The sequence below is a fragment of the Rhodococcus sp. 077-4 genome (assembly GCF_047782425.1).
GTDB lineage: Bacteria > Actinomycetota > Actinomycetes > Mycobacteriales > Mycobacteriaceae > Rhodococcoides.
Window position 1 is genome coordinate 810,192 of record NZ_JAJPWC010000003.1, and the last position, 19,418, is coordinate 829,609.

At 65.7% G+C, this 19,418-nt stretch carries 14 protein-coding genes and 1 pseudogene; 8 read left to right on the forward strand and 7 right to left on the reverse strand.

Going from position 1 to position 19,418, the window contains the following annotated elements:
* The first annotated feature begins 95 nt into the window (after positions 1–95).
* Positions 96–1,220, forward strand: coding sequence for a DUF3068 domain-containing protein (locus ACNEOT_RS20300; protein WP_415976298.1), 1,125 nt, complete (start codon positions 96–98; stop codon positions 1,218–1,220).
* 69 nt (positions 1,221–1,289) lie between these two features.
* On the opposite strand, the gene ACNEOT_RS20305 is transcribed toward ACNEOT_RS20300, so the two are convergent.
* On the reverse strand, positions 1,290–2,495 hold the full coding sequence (locus tag ACNEOT_RS20305; RefSeq protein WP_415976299.1) for a polysaccharide biosynthesis protein: 1,206 nt from the start codon (positions 2,493–2,495) through the stop codon (positions 1,290–1,292).
* A 25-nt stretch (positions 2,496–2,520) separates the two neighbouring features.
* On the opposite strand from ACNEOT_RS20305, the gene ACNEOT_RS20310 reads away from it, so the two are divergent.
* Positions 2,521–4,251 (forward strand): hypothetical protein, encoded by a 1,731-nt coding sequence (locus ACNEOT_RS20310; protein WP_415976300.1) that lies wholly within the window; start codon positions 2,521–2,523, stop codon positions 4,249–4,251.
* On the opposite strand, the gene ACNEOT_RS20315 is transcribed toward ACNEOT_RS20310, so the two are convergent.
* Complete coding sequence (locus ACNEOT_RS20315; protein ID WP_415976379.1) at positions 4,198–5,418, reverse strand: glycosyltransferase family 4 protein; 1,221 nt, start codon at positions 5,416–5,418, stop codon at positions 4,198–4,200. The two genes, ACNEOT_RS20310 and ACNEOT_RS20315, sit on opposite strands and share 54 nt — an antisense overlap.
* Positions 5,419–5,502: 84 nt before the next feature.
* Between ACNEOT_RS20315 and ACNEOT_RS20320 the strand changes: the two genes are divergently transcribed.
* Both ACNEOT_RS20320 and ACNEOT_RS20325 read left to right on the forward strand, forming a co-directional pair.
* Positions 5,503–6,273: a class I SAM-dependent methyltransferase gene (locus ACNEOT_RS20320; protein ID WP_415976302.1), complete on the forward strand. Its 771-nt coding sequence runs from the start codon at positions 5,503–5,505 to the stop codon at positions 6,271–6,273.
* A 9-nt stretch (positions 6,274–6,282) separates the two neighbouring features.
* A complete protein-coding gene (locus tag ACNEOT_RS20325) occupies positions 6,283–7,161 on the forward strand; it encodes an ROK family protein (RefSeq protein WP_415976304.1) in 879 nt (292 codons plus the stop codon).
* Positions 7,162–7,226: 65 nt separating this feature from the next.
* Here the strand turns inward: ACNEOT_RS20325 and ACNEOT_RS20330 are convergent, their stop codons facing one another.
* The 4 genes from ACNEOT_RS20330 to ACNEOT_RS20345 all read right to left on the reverse strand — a co-directional run bounded on the left by ACNEOT_RS20330 (position 7,227) and on the right by ACNEOT_RS20345 (position 12,323).
* The gene (locus ACNEOT_RS20330; protein WP_415976305.1) at positions 7,227–9,056 is read right to left on the reverse strand and encodes a phosphoenolpyruvate carboxykinase (GTP); all 1,830 of its coding nucleotides are present in this window, start codon (positions 9,054–9,056) and stop codon (positions 7,227–7,229) included.
* Positions 9,057–9,364: 308 nt separating this feature from the next.
* Positions 9,365–9,670, reverse strand: a complete 306-nt coding sequence (locus ACNEOT_RS20335) for a DUF6802 family protein (protein WP_415976307.1) — start codon at positions 9,668–9,670, stop codon at positions 9,365–9,367.
* A gap of 56 nt (positions 9,671–9,726) precedes the next feature.
* On the reverse strand, positions 9,727–11,262 hold the full coding sequence (locus ACNEOT_RS20340; protein WP_415976309.1) for a hypothetical protein: 1,536 nt from the start codon (positions 11,260–11,262) through the stop codon (positions 9,727–9,729).
* A complete protein-coding gene (locus tag ACNEOT_RS20345; protein ID WP_415976311.1) occupies positions 11,259–12,323 on the reverse strand; it encodes a hypothetical protein in 1,065 nt (354 codons plus the stop codon). The genes ACNEOT_RS20340 and ACNEOT_RS20345 overlap by 4 nt, the downstream gene beginning before the upstream one ends.
* A gap of 209 nt (positions 12,324–12,532) precedes the next feature.
* Here ACNEOT_RS20345 and trmB point away from each other — a divergent pair, with 209 nt between their 5' ends.
* The 4 genes from trmB to ACNEOT_RS20365 all read left to right on the forward strand — a co-directional run bounded on the left by trmB (position 12,533) and on the right by ACNEOT_RS20365 (position 19,238).
* The gene (trmB, locus tag ACNEOT_RS20350) at positions 12,533–13,291 is read left to right on the forward strand and encodes a tRNA (guanosine(46)-N7)-methyltransferase TrmB (RefSeq protein WP_415976313.1); all 759 of its coding nucleotides are present in this window, start codon (positions 12,533–12,535) and stop codon (positions 13,289–13,291) included.
* A gap of 14 nt (positions 13,292–13,305) precedes the next feature.
* Positions 13,306–13,992, forward strand: a complete 687-nt coding sequence (locus ACNEOT_RS20355) for an NYN domain-containing protein (protein ID WP_415976381.1) — start codon at positions 13,306–13,308, stop codon at positions 13,990–13,992.
* A complete protein-coding gene (locus ACNEOT_RS20360) occupies positions 13,993–16,986 on the forward strand; it encodes an MMPL family transporter (protein ID WP_415976315.1) in 2,994 nt (997 codons plus the stop codon).
* 98 nt (positions 16,987–17,084) lie between these two features.
* Complete coding sequence (locus ACNEOT_RS20365; protein ID WP_415976317.1) at positions 17,085–19,238, forward strand: MMPL family transporter; 2,154 nt, start codon at positions 17,085–17,087, stop codon at positions 19,236–19,238.
* 61 nt (positions 19,239–19,299) lie between these two features.
* On the opposite strand, the pseudogene ACNEOT_RS20370 reads toward ACNEOT_RS20365, so the two are convergent.
* Positions 19,300–19,418: pseudogene (locus ACNEOT_RS20370) on the reverse strand (IS30 family transposase); the annotation flags it as partial.

Consider the following 19,418-nt stretch of genomic DNA (forward strand, 5'->3'; position numbering starts at 1 on the left):
GCGACGTGTCGTAATAATTCGGACATCGCGTCGGGGGCGAATCTGCTTCCCGCCTGCGGTGTCTTCCATGAAGCGGTCAACTAAGGAGATTCAGCATGGCGGAGCGCTCAGGGCCGAGCCGGATACTTGCCCTCGTACTCATCGGCTTGGGCGCGTTTCTGGTGGTCGCCGCCATCCTCATCCCCACCTACACCGTCTCGGCACTCGAGAAGACTCCCCTCGATCTCGAGGTCACCACCGTCTCCACCGGTACCGGAAGCGTCCTCGACGCACGGTCACTGGCAGCAGGGCGCGCCGTCGTCGACCAGAACGTTCCGCTGACTTCGCAGCGTTTCGTCACCGTCGAGGATCCCGCCGATGCCGACATCATGACGCTGCAGGCCGGTCAGACTCTGCGTCGCACCGACAAGCAGGCCGACACCGGACTGCTGACCGCAACCGTCGACCGCGTCACCATCGACCGCAAGACCTCGATGCCCGTCGAGAACCCGATCGGCACCATCCAGGTGGCAGGCGACAAGCCCGCCGAGGAAGTCGCTCACGTCGGTCTGCAGTACAAATTCCCGTTCAACGCCGAGCAGAAGAGCTACCCGTACTTCGACGTCAACGCGCGCGCCTCGAAGGACATCGACTTCGTCGAGGAAACCGAGATCAACGGCACGCCGGTGTACCAGTACCAGCAGACCGTCGGCCCGGTCGATCTGTCGACCGTGGTGAACCTGCCGACCAACAAGGTGACCCTGCCCGCCGACACCTGGGGCGTCGAGGGTGGAACCGCGCCGGTCACGATGACCCGCTGGTACGAGAACACCCGCACCGTGTGGGTCGAGCCCGAAACCGGCGTTGTCGTCAAGGGCGAGGAGCAGATTCACCAGTACTACGGACGCGAGGCAGGCAAGCCCGAGGTCGACGTACTGAAGGCCCCGATCACGTTCGACGAGAACACCGTCGAGTACCAGATCCAGCAGGCCAAGGACGGCCAGGACAAGCTCTCCCTCTTCGGCCGCACCGTCCCGATCGTCGCCGGCATCCTCGGTGTCATCTCACTGATCGCCGGAGCCTTCCTGCTCCTGCGCAGCGGCGGAAACGGTGGACACCGTCAGCCGTCCCGGGTGGACAACACTCCGCGACCGATCCCCAGTGACGGAACTGCATCGAACCGCGACTGGACGACGGATCGCACGGAAGAAATTCCGCGGACGAACCTCGCCAAGGAGTAACAGGCAGTAGCCGGTGGCGTGGTCATGTGACAGCACATGACCACGCCATTCGTGTTTTCTGGGGCGTTCTCAGCGCGGTGCGTCGCGGGCGAACAACACCAGTCCGCACACCACCACCATCGTCACCGCGGCTGTGACCGCAGCAACGGTGACGAACTGCGCCAGCGTCGACGCCACGAAGACCAACAGCAGTATTTCGACGGCGAGGGCGAACCAGGCGACGAACGCCAGGTGGGTGCGCTCGCCTGCGATGGCCCACAGCAGCGCGCTCTGCAGCACGGCCAGGCATGCCCCCTGCAACACGAACAGCCAAACATATTCCTGCACACCGGAATACGTATCACCCACGACCAGCGGTAGCAGCGGTGACGCCACTGCTCCGCCGATCACCAGAACCGTCCCGAGCCCGGCGACGACGGCCAGCGCCGATCGCACCGCGGAGTCGGAGTGCAACGGGTTCGCCATTCGCGGATACAGCACCACCCCGACGGCCTGCGGCAACCAGAACGCCGCCTTGGACGCGACGGCCCCGACGGCGTACAGCCCGGCCTCGTTGGTGCTCAGCAGCGTGCGCGCCAGCACCAGATCCAGCGCCGACATCGCGATAAGAACCAGTTGCACCTGCGACGCCTGCAGCACGGCCAGAACGGTGACTTTGGTTTCCGACACCGAGTTCACCGGCACCCCGGCCGTCCACCGCGCACCGAGTGCCACCACGCCGATGCCCGCGGCCGTGGCAAGAAGAATCGAACCGGGACCACCGCCGAGCAGCAACACCACCACGGCCGGGGCCACCTTGCCGAAACCGGCTGCGGCCAGCACCACACTCAAAGCGCCGAAGCGCCCACGCCCCTGCAGCAATCCCTGTTCGGCAGCCAGCAGCACCAGCACCGGTGCAGCGATGACCGCCGACACGGTCGCTCCCACCGAGATGTCCATGGCCGCCGACAGTGCGGGTGCCAGCGCCAGAGCGAGCACCCCCACCACCGCCGCACACCGGTATCCCACTGTTCGCAGTTCGCGAGAACTGCGCCCGCGCACCACTTCACGCGCAACAACGGATTGCAACGCCAACGCCGGAACCGCCAGAACCAATTGCGCAGCAAGCAGACTCGCGAATTCGCCGTAACCCTCGACACCGAGCATCCGGCTGGCGAGGACCTGCAGCAGGTACGCCGCAACGTTCGCGAACATCGAACCCGCCGTCACCATCCCCATCCCGGCGACCGACGCACCCGCCGTGTGGTCTGCCTCGGACGAGGCGCGGAAAGACATGAGCCCACGGTATAGGGTGCCGAACATGGCGTGGTCGAGGTCGAGGTGGACGCCGCCGCTCTACAGCCTGCTGCTCTCGGTGGTGATTCTCGGCCCACTGCTCGCCCCCGGCTATCTCCTGCTGCGCGACGCCGTCAGCACTCCCCGGTCCTATTTCACCGACTCCGCCTGGGGAATCGCCGACGCGGCCGCGCGGGCAGTGCCGCAGGACGCCGCGATCGCCGCGCTGTCGACGGTGTTCGACGGTGGCCTGGTGGTCAAGACCATTCTGCTGCTGGCACTGTGGCTGGCCGGTTGGGGTGCGGCGGTCATGGCGCGGACGGTGCTGCCGACGGCTCCAATGCCCGCTCTGCTCGTCGCGTCGACGGTGGCCGTGTGGAACCCGTACGTCGCCGAACGACTGTTGCAGGGCCACTGGAGCCTGCTCGTCGGATACGCCGCCCTTCCCTGGACCGTGGTCGCTTCTCTCGCGGTCAGAAGGGGCCGCTCCTGGTGGGCGCTGGCGGTCTGCCTCGCCGCCGCTGGGCTCACCCCCACCGGCGCACTACTTGCCGCAACCATCGCACTGGTTGTCCTGGCCGCCCCCGGGGGTGCCCGACGCGGCCTGCGCGTGGTCGGCCTACTTGTTCTGGCGGCGGTGGCGTCGGCGCCGTGGCTGGTGGCGACGGTGGTGTCCGGCAGTGGCGTCGAGCAGGCGGATCCGGCGGGTTGGGCGGCGTTCGCGGCGCGGGCCGAGCCGGGTCTCGGCACGATCGGGAGCGTGGCCGGCCTGGGCGGCATATGGAACTCCGACGCCGTACCCGGTTCTCGGACAAGCATTTTCGCGTTCGCGGGCACTGCTGTGTTGCTCACGGTGGTCGCGCTCGGTGTGCGACCACTGTTCCGGCGGCGAAGGAATCCCGTGATCGTCGGCCTCGGCGTTCTTGCACTCGTTGCCGTTGCCGCCCCTGCACTCGCAGCGACGGGACCGGGTCTGGAGTTGGCTCGCGCACTGGGCGAGACCGTTCCCGGTGCAGGTCTGCTTCGCGACTCCCAGAAGTGGGTTGCGCTGGCCATGCCGTTCTACGCACTGGCCGCTGCTGCCGGGGCCAGTAGTCGACCGAATCGGGTGCAGCCGGCCGCGCTGAGCGCGGTCCAGTGCACCCGATTGCGTAGTGCAGGGCTGATCGTGGCCCTGCTGATTGCCCTACCCGACCTGGTCTGGGGCGTCGGGAACTCGATGCGGCCGGTGGCGTATCCGGCGTCGTGGCAGGCGGTCGCTTCCGAACTGGACGGCAGCGAGGGCGATGTCGCAGTGCTTCCGGCCGGAATGTTTCGCCGCTTTGCCTACAGCGGCACTGCTCCCGTTCTCGATCCCGCTCCGCGCCTGCTGCCATTGGACGTGCTGCAGACCGGCGAACTCCTCGTCGCGGGCGGCACGGTGCGGGGCGAGGGGACGCGGGCCACCGAAGTCCAGAATGCTCTGCTGGCAGGCGAATCCGCAGAAACCCTGGCTGCATCGGGCGTCGGCTGGGTGCTGGTGGAGAACACGACCCCCGGTGAACTCGGTGACTCCGAACGGACGCTGAAGGAACTCGACACCGTGTACTCCGACGATCAGCTCACGCTGTACCGCGTACCGAATCCGGTGCTCGTCGAAAGCCGTCCGGCAACGGCCGTCATCCTCGCCCACCTGGCGTGGGCATTGCTACTTCTCGGGGGTCTAGCGGTAGGACTGCTGGGCCGATTCCGAGTGCGTCGCACCGACCAGACCTGACGACCACGTTCCACGCGTCGTCGCGTCGAGCACCGAGTAGACGCCCTCTGCGCACTGCTCCCAGGAGAATTCGCCGGCTCGCACGCGCGCCTTCTCGCCCAGGCGTGTGCGAGCTTCGGCGTCCTGCAGCAGTTCCGAAACGGCAGCGATCAGACCGGAGACGTCCCGGTCCTGTTCGTCAGCCGAGAGCCCGCCCACCAGAACACCGGTCACCCCGTCGATGATCGAATCGGTGAGGCCCTTGGAACTGCGATAGCCGACCGTCGGCACACCGTGCTGAGCCGCCTCGACGACCGCGAGACCCCAGCCCTCCTTGCGAGAGGGCATGACGTGGACCCACGACCGACCGAGCAGCGCGTGCTTACGGTCCTCGTCGACATGGCCGTGGAAGGTGACGTACTGCCCGATGCCCAGGTCGGCGACGTAGTCGCGGAGGTTCTGCTCCCACCAGCCGCCGCCGATCACGTCGAGGTGGATATCGGGAATCCGGCCGCGCAGCGCAGCGACGACGTCGAGGGCGTCCTCGATCTGCTTGTGCGGAACCAACCGGGACAGCACGGTCAGAGACGGGTGAGCGGTGCGCGTGCTCTCGCCACCCTCGGGCACCGACTGCGGGATCTCGTCGGCTCCGTTACGCACGACGGCGATGCGCTCGCGATCGACGCCGAGTGCAACCAGCTCGTCCGCGGAGGGCAACGACACCGTCAGGTACTGATTGCGGCGATGCACTCTGGGAGACACCGTCGACTCGAGCCACCAGCCGAGCTTGGCCATCATCGGTCCGGCGACCGGCCACTGCTCACGGTGGCAGTGGTGCACCAGCAGCGTCACCGGCACGCCGAGCGCGGCACGGGAGAAGAAGGGAATGCCGTTCTGGGTGTCGATCACCGCATCGGGTGCGATGCCCTTGAGCGGTCCGAAACCGAGCCGACCGGCCGCGATGGCGGCCAGGGCGCGGGGATACACCGACAGGCGTCCACCACCGCGACTGATGCGAATGCCGTCGACGATCTCCTCGGCGGGTGCTCCGGGGTACGACGCCGTCCTCAGCGTGACGCGCACGCCGCGTCGAGCCAGACCTGCGCCGACTTGCTCGAGGTAACGCTCGCTGCCGCCGCCCTGCGGGTGCCCGGTATCGCGCCAGCACAGCAACAGAACCTCGCGCACAGCTCGCTTCACCCAATTTCCGCATACTCGTTTCTCGACCGCAGTCGATTACCGCTGCCACACTAACCGCTAGGGTTCGTTTTCGTGACTTCCGCCGTGACACGTCTGTTCGCCTCTCGCGCGACACTGCGCCGCTCGGTGAAGCTGCTGAAAGACTTCGGGCACGAACAGAGCTCTCCGGACATCTTCTACGGCGCACTGGCTCGCGATTCGGTGGAGCTGATCGGCGATCTGTATCGGGGCCTGACCGGCGCAGACATGTCCGCGGCGACGGTAATGGACGTGGGCGGCGGCCCTGGATACTTCGCGGAAGTCTTCGGGGCGAGTTGCGCGCGCTATCTGCCCGTCGAGCCCGATGCGTCGGAGATGCACGCGGCGGGCCTGCAGATTCCCGGTTCGGTGCGCGGCTCCGGGATGGCGCTGCCGTTCCGTGACGACAGCGTCGACATCTGCTTCTCCTCCAACGTCGCCGAGCACGTCCGCGAGCCGTGGACCATGGCCGAGGAGATGCTCCGCGTCACCAAACCCGGCGGATTGACGGTGCTCTCGTACACCATCTGGTTCGGTCCGTTCGGCGGTCACGAGACCCGGCCCTGGCACTACCTCGGCGGCGAATACGCAGCTCGTCGCTACGTCCGCACCACCGGTCACGAACCGAAGAACCGATTCGGCGAATCGTTGTTCGACATCAGCGCCGCTGACGGATTACGTTGGGCGCGAAGCACTCCCAACGCAACCCTGCTGGCAGCCTTCCCGCGCTACCACCCCCGCTGGGCCTGGTGGATGATGCGCGTGCCCGTGCTCCGCGAATTCCTGGGAAGCAACCTCGTCCTCGTTCTGAAACCGAGCGCATAATCTGGATCGATGACGGCACTCGCGCTCGACATCGGCGGCACCAAGATGACAGCGGCACTCGTCGGCGACGACGGGCGTCCGCAGAACCCTCGAACAGTGCCGACGCCCGAGTCCGACGTCTGGGACGCCTGTGCGGATCTCCTGAGGAACACGACCGAACCCGCCACTGTCACCCAGATCGGCGTCGCCTGCTCCGGTCCGGTGAATCTCGAGACCGGGTCGGTCGCACCGATCAACATCGACGAATGGAAGAACGGCTTCGGCCTGCGTGACCACATCGCCGAGCTCTTTCCCGACGCCGAGATCCGCCTCGCGATGGACGGCAGTGCTGCGGCACTCGGTGAATACCGTTTCGGTGCAGCCATTGGGGTGCCGGACGTGCTGAGTCTGGTGGTGTCCACCGGTATCGGCGGTGGGTTGGTGCTCGGCGGGAGAATTGTGGCCGGTGCCAGCGGAAACGCGGGACACATCGGCCACATCGTCGTTCCCGGCTCGACGACGCCCTGTGCGTGCGGCGGAATCGGATGCGTCGAAACCGTGTCGAGTGGGCCGTCAGCGGTGCGGTGGGCACGCGAGCAGGGCTGGACCGGCAACACCGGCACCGCACTGGCCGCCGATGCCGCCGCTGGGGAGCCGGTTGCCATCACCTCGTTGCAGCGAGCCGGAGTGGCTCTGGGGCAAGCGATCGCCTCGGCCGTCGCTCTGGTGGACGTGCGCATGGTGGTGGTCGGGGGCGGTTTCGCTCAGGCCGGCCCACCGCTGTGGGATCCGATTCAGGAGTCGATCGCGTTGCACGCGCGCCTGAAGTTCCTCGACGGCCTACAGGTGGTGCCCGCCGCGCTGGGCGGACTCGGCACCCTGGCCGGGGCCGCTGCACTCACGGCCTGACCGTCGCACTTCGAAAGCCAGAACGGGGCCCACCCCTCGGTGAACCCCGTTCTGTGTGGTGAATACTACGCGCCCAGGCGCTGCTTGAGGGCGTCGAATTCGTCCTGAATTCCGGTGGGCAGTTTCTCGCCGACGAAGTCGAACCACTCCTGGATCAACGGAATTTCTGCCTGCCACTCGTCGGTGTTCACCGCGAGTGCCTCGGCCACGTCCTCGACGGTGGTGTCGAGTCCGTCGATATCGAGTGCCTCGGCGGTGGGGACAACACCGATCGGCGTCTCGATGCCTGCGGCCTTGTGCTCGATGCGCTCGACGATCCACTTGAGCACGCGCGAGTTCTCACCGAATCCGGGCCACAGGAAGCGCTTGTCGTCGCCGCGACGGAACCAGTTGACGTAGAACACCTTCGGCAGCTTCGACTCGTCGGCATTCTTGCCGAGGTCGATCCAGTGCTGGAAGTAGTCGCCCACGTTGTAGCCGAGGAACGGCAGCATGGCCATCGGGTCGCGTCGGACGGTTCCGACGGTGCCCTCGGCAGCGGCAGTCTGCTCGGAGCCGACGGTGGCTCCCATGAACACCCCGTGCTGCCAGTCGCGAGCCTCGGTCACCAGCGGAACGGTGGTCTTGCGACGTCCACCGAACAGGATCGCCGAGATCGGTACACCCTTCGGGTCGTCCCACTCGGGAGCCATCGACGGGCACTGGGCCATCGGCACGCAGTAACGCGAGTTCGGATGCGCTGCATCGGTTCCGGACTCGGGCGTCCAGTCGTTGCCCTTCCAGTCGATCAGGTGATCGGGCTTGCCTTCGAGGCCCTCCCACCAGACGTCGCCGTCGTCGGTCATGCCGACGTTGGTGAACACCGAGTTGCCCTGATCGATGGTCTTCATCGCGTTGGGGTTCGAGTCCCAGTTGGTGCCCGGTGCGACGCCGAAGAAGCCGTACTCCGGGTTCACGGCGTAGAGACGGCCGTCCTCACCGAAACGCATCCACGCGATGTCGTCACCGATGGTCTCGGCACGCCAGCCCGGAATGGTCGGCTGAATCATCGCGAGGTTGGTCTTGCCGCACGCGGACGGGAAGGCCGCGGCGATGTAGTAGGCCTTGTCCTCCGGCGAGATCAGCTTGAGGATCAGCATGTGCTCGGCGAGCCAGCCCTCGTCGTGGGCCATCGCCGATGCGATACGCAGCGAGTAGCACTTCTTGCCGAGCAGTGCGTTGCCGCCGTAACCGGATCCGTAGCTCCAGATCTCGCGGTCCTCGGGGAAGTGCGTGATGTATTTGGTGTCGTTGCACGGCCACGGCACATCGGCCTGACCCTCGGCGAGCGGAGCGCCGAGCGAGTGCAGTGCCTTGACGTAGAACCCGTCGTCGCCGATCTTGTCCAGTGCTGCCTGGCCCATGCGGGTCATCACGCGCATCGAGACGACGACGTACTCGGAGTCGGTGAGCTCGACGCCCAACTTGGGGTCTGCCGCGTCGAGCGGTCCCATGCAGAACGGCACCACGTACATCGTGCGTCCGCGCATGCAGCCGCGGTAGAGATCGGTCATCAGCGACCGCATCTCGGACGGTTCCATCCAATTGTTGGTGGGACCGGCGTCGATTTCTTCCTTGGAACAGATGTACGTCCGCGACTCGACGCGAGCGACGTCCGACGGGTCGGAGTTGCCGAGGAACGAGTTGGGCTTCTTCTCGTCGTTGAGACGAGTGAAGGTGCCCGCTTCGACCAGCTTGCCGGTCAGGCGCTCCCATTCGGCGTCGGATCCGTCAGCGAACACCACGGAATCCGGTTCGGTCAGTTCGGCTACCTGAGCAACCCAGGCAAGCAGTTCTTTGTGTCGAGTCGGCACATTGTCTGTGCCGCTCAAACCGGGAATGGTGGCTGAGGTCATCTAACTCTCCTGGGGTGAGCCGGAACCGGGAAGTACTCGCACGATCACTGTGGGCAAACATCGCGAGCAGATCTCGGTTTTCCCCTCTCGGCGGGGTGCTGCTCGACCGTTCGAGCCGCAGTACACCATCTTACTGGGTACAGCAAGCCGAGGATCAAGCGCCGGGTGTCCTGTTGTTCAGGTTAACGCCGAGCGACGTGATTCCGGAAACAGGGTGTTGTCCGATTGGTCACAGGACCGATTCAGATAGGGAAAGATCCCCGCAAGAAGGCGTCTACCAGCGGCGACGCCCGGTCGGAACATTCGGTCTACAGCTCGCCGGATTCGGTCATTTCGCCCCGGCCGATACCGTTCGCTTCTCGAAAAATTTCCCAGGAACGGTACTGCCCATCACGTCCGAACGCTGTGAACTTGTCCGTCACACCGTCCCCGTCGATGTCGGTCGCCACCGTCATCCCGGCATCGGTGTGTCGGACGGTCGTCTCGTAGTAGCTGTCGCCGTCGAGATCGAAGAAATCCGTCGAATCCGAGGGCACACCCGTGTCGTCGACGTCCTGCGGTTCCATCGCTTCCGTGAGGAAGCCCCCTACTGCGAAGCCGTCCACCGCGATCATCGACTCTCCTCACTCCCGACCGAAACGAACCCCTGCCGAACGAACCGACACTGCACCTACTGACTCCGACGCATTGACTCGCCGAACGGTTCCACCTGTGCGTGAGAGACGTGGACAGGTTCTCGGGGCAGAAACGCACCGCGGTCGGGTCCACGGAATCGCTCCAGTCCCCGCTCCAGGGCAGACAGATCGCGGTCGCACGCGGACAGCAGTGCCGATCGGTGGTCGGCGAGCCTACGCAACTCGGCGTCCACCTCGGCAAGCGCGTTGTCGATGCGGGCCGCGGCATCCCGGTCCGCAGTCGCCAGGGCGGACGCCAAGACCGACTCGGCATCGAGAATTCGTGAGAGCAACCGTTGCTCCACCGCCGATCGCACCCTGGCCAGACTTTCCTGCGTCCAGCCGCGCAGGTGTGCGCGATCGGCCATCAAGGCCCGCGAGCGCGTCAGCCACCACGCGAGCGCGCCGCCGAGAACGAGGGCGATGACCGTGTTGGCAACGGCCCAGGCCGGCACCAGCGCCATCGGCGACACCACCAGCCGCGCGAGACCTACCCCCGCCGACGCACCGACCACGATCATGACGGCGTCCTCGATTCCCCGGCGCCGGGACGGTTCCCCGATGTCTAGTGGTGCGTCCGTCGCATTCGACTCGACGTGGACCGCAGTGAGCCCGAGATCGGTCTCCAGGGCCCGCAATCCGGACGTCAGTGCCGCGTCCGCTCGGCTTCGAGCGCTGCGCGCGGACTCGGCGAAATGCGCGGGGAGGTGCTTCAGTTCCGCGCGCCTGGCCCCGTCGATCGTCTGCTTGACCTCGACGCCCAGTGCGCGCAGGTCCTCGGCGGCACCGTGGAGGGCTTCGACACGGACGCGCTGAATTCGATTGTGCAGCAACGCCCGTCGATCACCGCCGAGCTCCTCACGTTCGCTTACGAGTTCGGCTCGACGCGCACGCAGTGGGGCCGAGTCACTGCCGCCGGTCACCGCCCGTGCCCTCGCCACGATCGACGCGCGCGCCCTGGAGGTGCAATCCTGCACTGCCGCAGCGTATTTGCGCTGCGCCCCGAGAGCTGCGGCTTGCAGCAGCAGTGCGGCGAGACGGGCCACCACAGCGCCGAGACCCGACTCGGCGGACATCGCCGCGTCACCGGTCTCCCGCCCCGTCCGCGCCAACCGAACAGAGACGGGATGAAAGGTGCAATCGACCGCCCGCGGTACGCAGTCGGCAACCACATCACCGTCGGCTGCGACCACATCACGCCAGTGCCGATGCACGTCGATCTTGTTCACCACGAACACGACCGGCGTGGATTCGAGGGCGTTTCGCCATTGCTCGATCTCGGCGCGTTCGATGGGCGCGGATGCGTCGACGACGATCATCACGACAGCTGCATCGACCACCGAATCCGTGAATTCGACGGCGGCACCGCCGAGGCGGGACAGCTCACGCCGCAGTTCGGACTTGCCCGATCCGGCAGTCCCGGTCAGATGAACCCCTGTGGGCCGGGCATGCCTTGCCCGCTCGATCTCGTCGAGTGCGTCCGAATTCCAGCGTCGTAGAACGCTTTTCATGTCCTCCGACAGTGGAGTCATCGACGCAGCATCCGCACGTAGCCTCGACACAGTGCGAGTGCCGAGCGCCGCACATCGGAGTCGATGGACGTGGCCGCGCGCTGCTTCCACAGCGCCAGTTGCTCCAAAGCCACCTGCTCCGAGGCCACCTGCTCCGAATCGGTCTCGATCGGCACTCCCAGGTGCACAGCTGCGCAGCGCATCTCGGCCGCCACCGCCTCGTCCGAGGCCAGGTAGGCCTCGACAGCGCTCCGAACCCGACGATGCCCAGCGGAGATCTGCTGCAAGCTGCGATGCAACTCGGCGTCACGTGCTGCCGCGGCCGACGACACGGCCGACGAGAGCGCCGCGATCATCGCATCGGCGCCGGTCGCGTCGGCCAACACGCGCAACACATCACCGTCCGACGCCGCGGTTCGACGCCGCAGCACGTCGACGAGCAAGGCGAGACCGCGCAGTTCGATGCACTCGATCAGTGCTTCTCGGCGACGCGTAGAGACCGCGATGTCAGCGGCACGAAATCGATCCACCGTCATCAGGTCGGCGGGGCGAACATCGGCTGCCGCGACCGCTCGCACGTCGGCCATGTCCAGCGACGTACCGGCCCGGCCGACGCCCCGCAGTCCGGCCGCGGTGGTTCCCATCACCGGCAGCACCGTCCGCCCGAGCTGCTCCGTGGCAGCCGCGGCGGCCGCCGCTGGATCGTCGAGTGTGTCCGCCTTCGTCAGCACGACGACGGTCCGGTCCGCGGCACCCACCGGTCGAGAAGCCAGGAAGTCACTGTCCATCGGCGACACCGCGCCCGCGATCACGTAGACGATGACGTCGCCCTCGCTGCTCTTCGTCCCACCCTCGTGCACGCGGACGTCGAGGCCGTCCGCGTCGAGCCGCACCGACTCGAGAACGGCGTGTATCGCGGATTTTCCGACGCCGGTCCGGCCGGTCACCTGCACGATCATCGGCCGAAGCCGGTGGTGAACGGCCGTCTCGATCGCCTGACGGGCGGCGAGACCCCCTGTTGCTCCGTCGCCGGACGCAGCGTTTTCACACAATCGGCCCAAACCGGCCTCGGCGACGTCCATCTTCGATTCCCCCAGAACGACCCGTCGCCCACTTCTCGGACGCGGCACAGCCCCCTGCTGCGGTCCCGATTCTGGCACACATGAGTGCCGTCGAGCCGTGGGAAGGAAATTGCACCGTTGTAATTCGTCGGGCTTGCCCTGCCCCTGATCAGCGGCAGGACAGCAAGTCTCAACTTCAACTCGAGACCCACCTGTCACACGCCTCGCCGATGCGCGACAATGGACCGGTGAACGAGCCCCAAGACCCCTCTGCCGACACCGCAGACAACTCGGTACAGACCCAGGAACGGGGCTCACGGCTGTACCCGAGAGTGACCAGTTTCCGTTCCCGGCGCGGGGCTCTGACCGAGGCTCAGCAGAGCACCTGGGACAGCCTGTGGCCACGCATCGGTCGGGATGTCGCCGACGAGAAGATCGACGTCGACGCCTGGTTCGGCCGTAGCGGTCCGGCGATTCTCGAGATCGGTTCGGGCACCGGCACGGCCACCACGGCGATGGCCTCGGCGGAACCGCACGTCAACCTCATGGCCGTCGAGGTCTACCGTCCCGGCCTGGCGCAGACCCTGCAGCAGATCGAACGCGAAGGCATCGAGAACATTCGGTTGCTGCGCGGTGACGCGATGGACGTGCTCGAGAACATGCTGACCTCGGAGTCGTTGACGGGCGTTCGTGTCTTCTTCCCCGACCCGTGGCCCAAGGTGCGCCACCACAAGCGTCGCCTGCTCCAGGGGCCGACGTTCGCGATGATCGCGGATCGACTGAAGCCCGGTGGCGTTCTGCACGTGGCCACCGATCACGCCGAATACGCTGAGTGGATTGCCGAGGCCGGGAACGCCGAGCCCGGTTTGACCGTTCTCGATTGGGAATCGCCCATGACACACGAGCGACCGGTGACCAAGTTCGAGGGCAAGGCACAGTTGGTCGGTAGCTCGGTGACGGAATTGATCTGGGGAAAGAAGACAGCATGAGCGTCAGTACGGACATGCCGGACACCGTGGTCGACCCCTCAGAACTCGGTGCGATCGGTGAATCGCGCCACAACAAACGCGTCCTGTTGGTCTGGGACGCACCCAACCTGGACATGGGACTCGGCGCAATTCTGGGTGGACGACCCACCGCCGCCTACCGCCCACGCTTCGATGCACTGGGCCGATGGCTGCTCAGCCGCACCGCCGAACTCTCCACCTCCGGCACCGCGACGCTCGAACCGGAGGCGACGGTGTTCACCAACATCGCTCCCGGCAGCGCCGATGTCGTCCGCCCCTGGGTCGAAGCATTGCGTAACGTGGGTTTCGCGGTGTTCGCCAAGCCCAAGGTCGACGAGGACAGTGACGTCGACGCGGACATGCTCGACCACATCGACTTCCGCAACCGTGACGGCGGCCTCGCCGGGGTCATGGTCGCGTCCGCCGACGGTCAGGCGTTCAAGGGGCCGCTGGAGGCCATCGCAGCGACCGGAGTGCCCGTACAGGTGCTGGGATTCCGGGAGCACGCAAGCTGGGCTGTCACGTCGGACATCCTGGAGTTCCTCGACCTGGAGGACATTCCGGGCGTCTTCCGTGAGCCACTGCCTCGGGTGAGTCTGGATTCGCTTCCCGACGAGGGCGCGTGGCTCCAGCCCTTCCGACCGCTGTCCGCCCTGCTCGTCGGGCGCCAAGGAGTTTCTTAAGTGTTCGCCAGATGGGGAGACCTCGTCTACCGCCTGCGGTACACCGTTATCGGTGTCATGGTGGCCGGACTGTTGGGCTTCGCCGCCTACGGCCTCGATCTCAACAGCCATCTCAGTCAGAGTGGCTGGGACGATCCGACCTCCGAATCGGCCCAGGCTGCCCGCCTGGCGGACACCACGTTCGGTCGCGACAAGCAGGGTGACGTCATCGTCCTGTACACCGCGCCCGAGGGATCCTCCATCGACGACCCGGCGTTCCAGTCCAAGGTCGTCGCGAATCTCGAATCACTGCCCGTCGATCACCCGGATCAGATCGAGAAGGTCAACGGCACCTACTTCAAGACGGCCGGCGCACCCAACCTCGCTGCTCTCGGTACCGACGACAAGCAACACGCCATCGCCAGCATCGCCATCAAAGGTGCCAACGACACCGAACTGACCAACAACTTCCAGGCCGTCAAGGACGCGTTCTACATCGACGGCGTCGACGTGCAGGTGACCGGACTCCAGGCCGTCGCAGGAGCGTTGCAGTCCACGATGGCCGGCGACATCCATCGCATGGAACTCCTCGCCATCCCTGCCGTCGCGGTGCTGCTGTTCTTCATCTTCGGTGGCGTCGTCGCGGCCGCACTGCCGTTGATCATCGGCGGCCTGACCGTCGTGGGTGCCAACGGCATCGTGAAGGTGTTCACCAACTTCACCGAGGTCAACTCGTTCGTCGCACCGGTGGTCTCTCTCGTCGGCCTCGGCTTGGCCATCGACTACGGGTTGTTCATCGTCTCGAGATTCCGAGAAGAACTGGGCGACGGCTACTCGACGCCTCAGGCCGTGCGCCGAACCGTCATGACGGCCGGTCGCACCGTGGTGTTCTCCGCGACGATGATCGTCGCGTCCCTCGGTGGCCTGCTGCTGTTCCCGCAGGGCTTCTTGAAATCCGTCGCGTACGGCTCGATCGCCACCGTCGCACTCGCTGCCCTGACGGCCATCACGATCCTGCCCGCGATGCTCGCCATCCTCGGCCCCCGCGTCGACGCCCTCGGTCTCAAGTTCATGCGCAAGACCAAGTCGAGCGAGGAGATCGAGAACGGCATGTGGGGCAAGCTCACCCGCTGGGTGATGCGCAACCCCGTCAAGGTCACTGTCCCGATCGTGCTCGGGCTCGTGCTCCTGACACTTCCCGTCGGCAACATCAAGTTCGGTGGCATCAACGAGACCTACCTGCCTCCCGACAACGTCACCCGCGTCGCGCAGGGCGAATTCGATTCACTCTTTCCCGGGCAGCGCACCGAGCCGATCAAGTTGGTCATCGAGAACGCTCAGGGTCCCACGCTCGCAGCGATCACCAACCAGGCGAACAACGCCCCCGGCCTGATCGAGAAGTTCACTCCCGTCGGTGCCAGCAAAGACAACACCATCGTCTTCAAGGCCGGACTGGCCGATCGCAACAATTCCAAGCCCGCCATCGACTTCCTGCGCAGTATCGACGTGCCCGAGGGAGCGACCGTCCTCGTCGGCGGCACCCCGGCCATCGAGCAGGACTCCATCAGTGCACTCATAGACAAACTGCCGCTGATGGCCGTCCTGGTGGTGTTCATCGTGACGCTGCTGATGTTCCTGACGTTCGGATCGTTGGTGCTGCCGATCAAGGCGGTGCTCATGACCGTCCTCGGCCTCGGTGCCACCATGGGCATCCTGACGTGGATATTCATCGACGGCAACGGTGCGGGGCTGATGAACTTCACCCCCGGGCCGATCATGGCTCCGGTATTGGTGCTGATCATCTCGATTGTGTTCGGCTTGTCCACGGACTACGAGGTGTTCCTGCTCTCTCGTATGGTCGAAGCGCGCGAAAAGGGCGCGAGCACAAGCGAAGCCATCCGCATCGGAACCTCGCATACCGGACGCATCATCACCGCCGCGGCACTGATCCTCATCGTCGTCACCGGAGCATTCGCGTTCTCCGATCTGGTGATGATGAAGTACATCGCCTACGGCATGATCGCCGCCCTCATCATCGACGCCACCCTGATCCGCATGTTCCTCGTGCCTGCCACGATGAAGCTGCTCGGCGACGATTGCTGGTGGGCCCCGCAGTGGATGAAGCGTATTCAGCAGAAGCTGGGGCTCGGCGAGACCATTCTCGAGGACGAACTGCTCCCCATCGCCGATGTGCCCGAGCTCGCGCTCGCGGGCGGTGCACCGTCCACCACGGTCGCGCCGCCGCTACGCCCGGCACCGCGCCGCAGCGAACCGCTCACCGAACCCATTCCTGTTGTCGCACCGCATGGTTCGGGCCCGATTCGGGCGACCCACGCCGCGAAGGAGGAGGCACGACGCAGTGTCACCGGCCGGCCGGCGACTCCGCCGGAGCCGACTCGTGCGGCACCGGCCCCTCTCCCTGCCGCTCGGTCCGCCCCTCGGCCCGCCCCGAATCAGCCGGTGACGCCGACTCCGCGTCCGATCGTCGAACCGGAACCGACCCAAGCAGCCGACATCGTCCGGCCTGCACCCCCGGTCAACCCGGTAGCGGCTCCCCCCACGGCCCAGCCGCCCCGCGCACCGAGTGCACCGCGTCCGTCGGTAGCTCCACCGAGCCGAACCCGCGCCGCCCGAGCACCGCGCGCCGAGGGACCGGATTCGCGTTCGATCGAAAGCTGGCTCGCAGACCTGCGAGCACCGAGCGCATCACCGCCCCCGAGCACACCGCGCAACGGTTCGACCGCCAACGGCTCGAATCACAACGGTCACGACGAGAACAGCTCGCCGCCGAACGAATCTGCCCAGAACGGCCACAGCAGCAACGGATCCGAGCACAACGCCACCGAACGTAACGGCAGCAACGGATCTGCGCCGACCGAGTCTCGGCCCGAGAAGCCTTCGGGCCGCCGGGCCGCACCGTCCCCCGAGGGCGGCGACAGCGGCCGTCATCGCGGCGGCGAAAACGGGCACGTGCTCAGTGTCAGCGAATTGCTCGCGCGCGAGCGCAACCGTTGAGAGCGCTGACGCGCATGTGAGCGGTAATCGGTAGTGGGGGTCGAAGTTTCATTCACGAGGCGGTGACGCGGCGTGCACCGAGGGGGAGTTACACACACGTGTTCGTTCGATGGGGAAATTTCGTCCACCGTCTCCGATATGCCGTTCTCGGTGTCATGGTTGCCGGTCTGTCGATCCTGGCCGCATACGGCTGGGATCTTCCGGACCACCTGAGCCAGAGCGGTTTCGACGATCCGACGTCTCAGTCTGCGGTCGCGAGCAACCTCGCCGAAGACACGTTCGGACGTGACGCCCAGGGCGACGTCATCGTTCTCTACGCCGCCCCCGAGGGCTCGACCATCGACGATCCGGCGTTCGACGCAGCGATCACGCAGAACCTGAATTCGCTGGTCGCCGACCATCCGGATCGCATCGCGAAAATCAACGGCAGCTACTTCAAGACCGAAGGGGCCCCGGTTCTCGCGGCTCTCGGCACCACCGACAAGCAACACGCCATTGCCAGCATCGCGATCGTGGGTGCCGACGACACCGAACTGACGGAGAACTTCGAGGCGATCGAGGACGTTTTCTACATCGACGGCGTCGACGTGCAGGTCACCGGCCAGCAGGCCGTTGCCGCCGCCCTCCAATCGACGATGACCGACGACATCCATCGCATGGAGATCCTCGCTATCCCGGCCGTGGCAGTGCTGTTGTTCTTCGTCTTCGGCGGGATAGTCGCCGCCGCACTGCCGCTCATCGTCGGTGGCCTGACGGTGGTGGGGGCCAACGGAATCGTGAAGCTGTTCACCCACGTCACCGAAGTAAACAGCTTCGTCGCACCGGTGGTGTCGATGGTGGGACTCGGCCTGGCGATCGACTACGGGCTGTTCATCGTCTCCCGTTTTCGAGAGGAACTGGGCGACGGCAGATCGACGCCGGATGCCGTTCGTCGATCCGTCATGACGGCCGGTCGCACGGTGGCGTTCTCGGCGACGATGATCGTCGCGTGTCTCGGTGGCCTGCTGCTCTTTCCGCATGGGTTTCTGCGGTCGGTGGCGCTGGGTTCGATCGCGACGGTTGCCCTCGCAGCGCTGACCGCGATCACCGTTCTACCCGCGATTCTGTCGATCCTCGGCCCTCGCGTCGATGCACTCGGTTTCGCGTTCATGCGCAAGACCAAGTCCTCCGAGGATATAGAGAACGGCAGGTGGGGCAAGCTCACCACCTGGGTGATGGCCAATCCCATCAAGGTCGTCGTCACCATCGTGCTCGGGCTGCTGGCGTTGACGCTGCCGATCGGCAACATCGCGTTCGGCGGAATCAACGAAACCTATCTGCCGCCGGACAATCCGACACGGGTGGCGCAGGAGCAGTTCGACGAGCTGTTCCCCGGGCAGCGCACCGAGCCGATCAAATTGGTCATCGAGAATGCGCAGGGGCAGAACCTCGCCGCCATCACCAACCAGGCGAACAACGCGCCCGGACTGATCGAGCAGTTCTCCCCGGTCGGTGGCAGCAAAGACGGCATCATCGTCTTCAAGGCCGGGTTGATCGATCGCAACGACGCCGCGCCCGCAATCGAATTCCTGCGCGGCATCGACACCCCCGACGGCACCTCGATGCAGGTCACGGGAACGCCTGCGATAGAACGGGATTCGATCGACGCCCTGGTCGACCGCTTACCGCTGATGGCGGTACTGGTCGTGCTCATCGTGACAGTGCTGATGTTCCTGACATTCGGATCGCTGGTGCTGCCGATCAAGGCGGTGCTCATGACGACACTCGGCCTCGGGGCAACGATGGGCATCCTGACGTGGATCTTCATCGACGGTCACGGGGCCGGTTGGATGAACTTCACGCCTGGGCCGATCATGGCGATGATTCTCGTGTTGATCGCAGCCATCGTGTTCGGACTGTCCACCGACTACGAGGTGTTCCTACTCTCCCGCATGGTCGAGGCACGCGAAAACGGTTCCAGCACAACAGAAGCCATTCACATCGGCACCTCCCATACCGGACGCATCATCACCGCTGCGGCCTTGATCCTCATCGTCGTCACCGGAGCATTCGCGTTCTCCGATCTGGTGATGATGAAGTACATCGCCTACGGCATGATCGCCGCCCTCATCATCGACGCGACCGTCATTCGCATGTTCCTGGTACCCGCGACGATGAAGCTCTTGGGCGACGCCAGCTGGTGGGCGCCGGCAGGCCTGAAGCGGATGCAACGCAAACTCGGATTGGGCGAGACGGCTCCCGAGGACGCCTGACCCGCTCGCCCCCGCCGCCCCCACAACGCGTGAATGGACCATTGCACAGTCGAGGGTAGTTTCAAGCGGTCGTTGCAACGACTAGCTCGTTGATCACTTTTGCTGGTGAGTTCCAGCCTAGCGTTCGGCGGGGGCGGTCGTTGAGTTCGTCGGCGACCGCTTGAAGCCGCTCTGCGGTGT

Excerpts from the sequence above, each read along its gene's own strand:
- ACNEOT_RS20325 (WP_415976304.1), top strand. The coding sequence starts at position 6,283 with ATGACGGCACTCGCGCTCGACATCGGCGGCACCAAGATGACAGCGGCA.
- ACNEOT_RS20330 (WP_415976305.1), bottom strand. The coding sequence starts at position 9,056 with ATGACCTCAGCCACCATTCCCGGTTTGAGCGGCACAGACAATGTGCCG.
- ACNEOT_RS20335 (WP_415976307.1), bottom strand. The coding sequence starts at position 9,670 with ATGATCGCGGTGGACGGCTTCGCAGTAGGGGGCTTCCTCACGGAAGCG.
- trmB (WP_415976313.1), top strand. The coding sequence starts at position 12,533 with ATGCGCGACAATGGACCGGTGAACGAGCCCCAAGACCCCTCTGCCGAC.
- ACNEOT_RS20310 (WP_415976300.1), top strand. The coding sequence starts at position 2,521 with ATGGCGTGGTCGAGGTCGAGGTGGACGCCGCCGCTCTACAGCCTGCTG.
- ACNEOT_RS20355 (WP_415976381.1), top strand. The coding sequence starts at position 13,306 with ATGCCGGACACCGTGGTCGACCCCTCAGAACTCGGTGCGATCGGTGAA.
- ACNEOT_RS20345 (WP_415976311.1), bottom strand. The coding sequence starts at position 12,323 with ATGGACGTCGCCGAGGCCGGTTTGGGCCGATTGTGTGAAAACGCTGCG.
- ACNEOT_RS20305 (WP_415976299.1), bottom strand. The coding sequence starts at position 2,495 with ATGTCTTTCCGCGCCTCGTCCGAGGCAGACCACACGGCGGGTGCGTCG.
- ACNEOT_RS20300 (WP_415976298.1), top strand. The coding sequence starts at position 96 with ATGGCGGAGCGCTCAGGGCCGAGCCGGATACTTGCCCTCGTACTCATC.
- ACNEOT_RS20340 (WP_415976309.1), bottom strand. The coding sequence starts at position 11,262 with ATGACTCCACTGTCGGAGGACATGAAAAGCGTTCTACGACGCTGGAAT.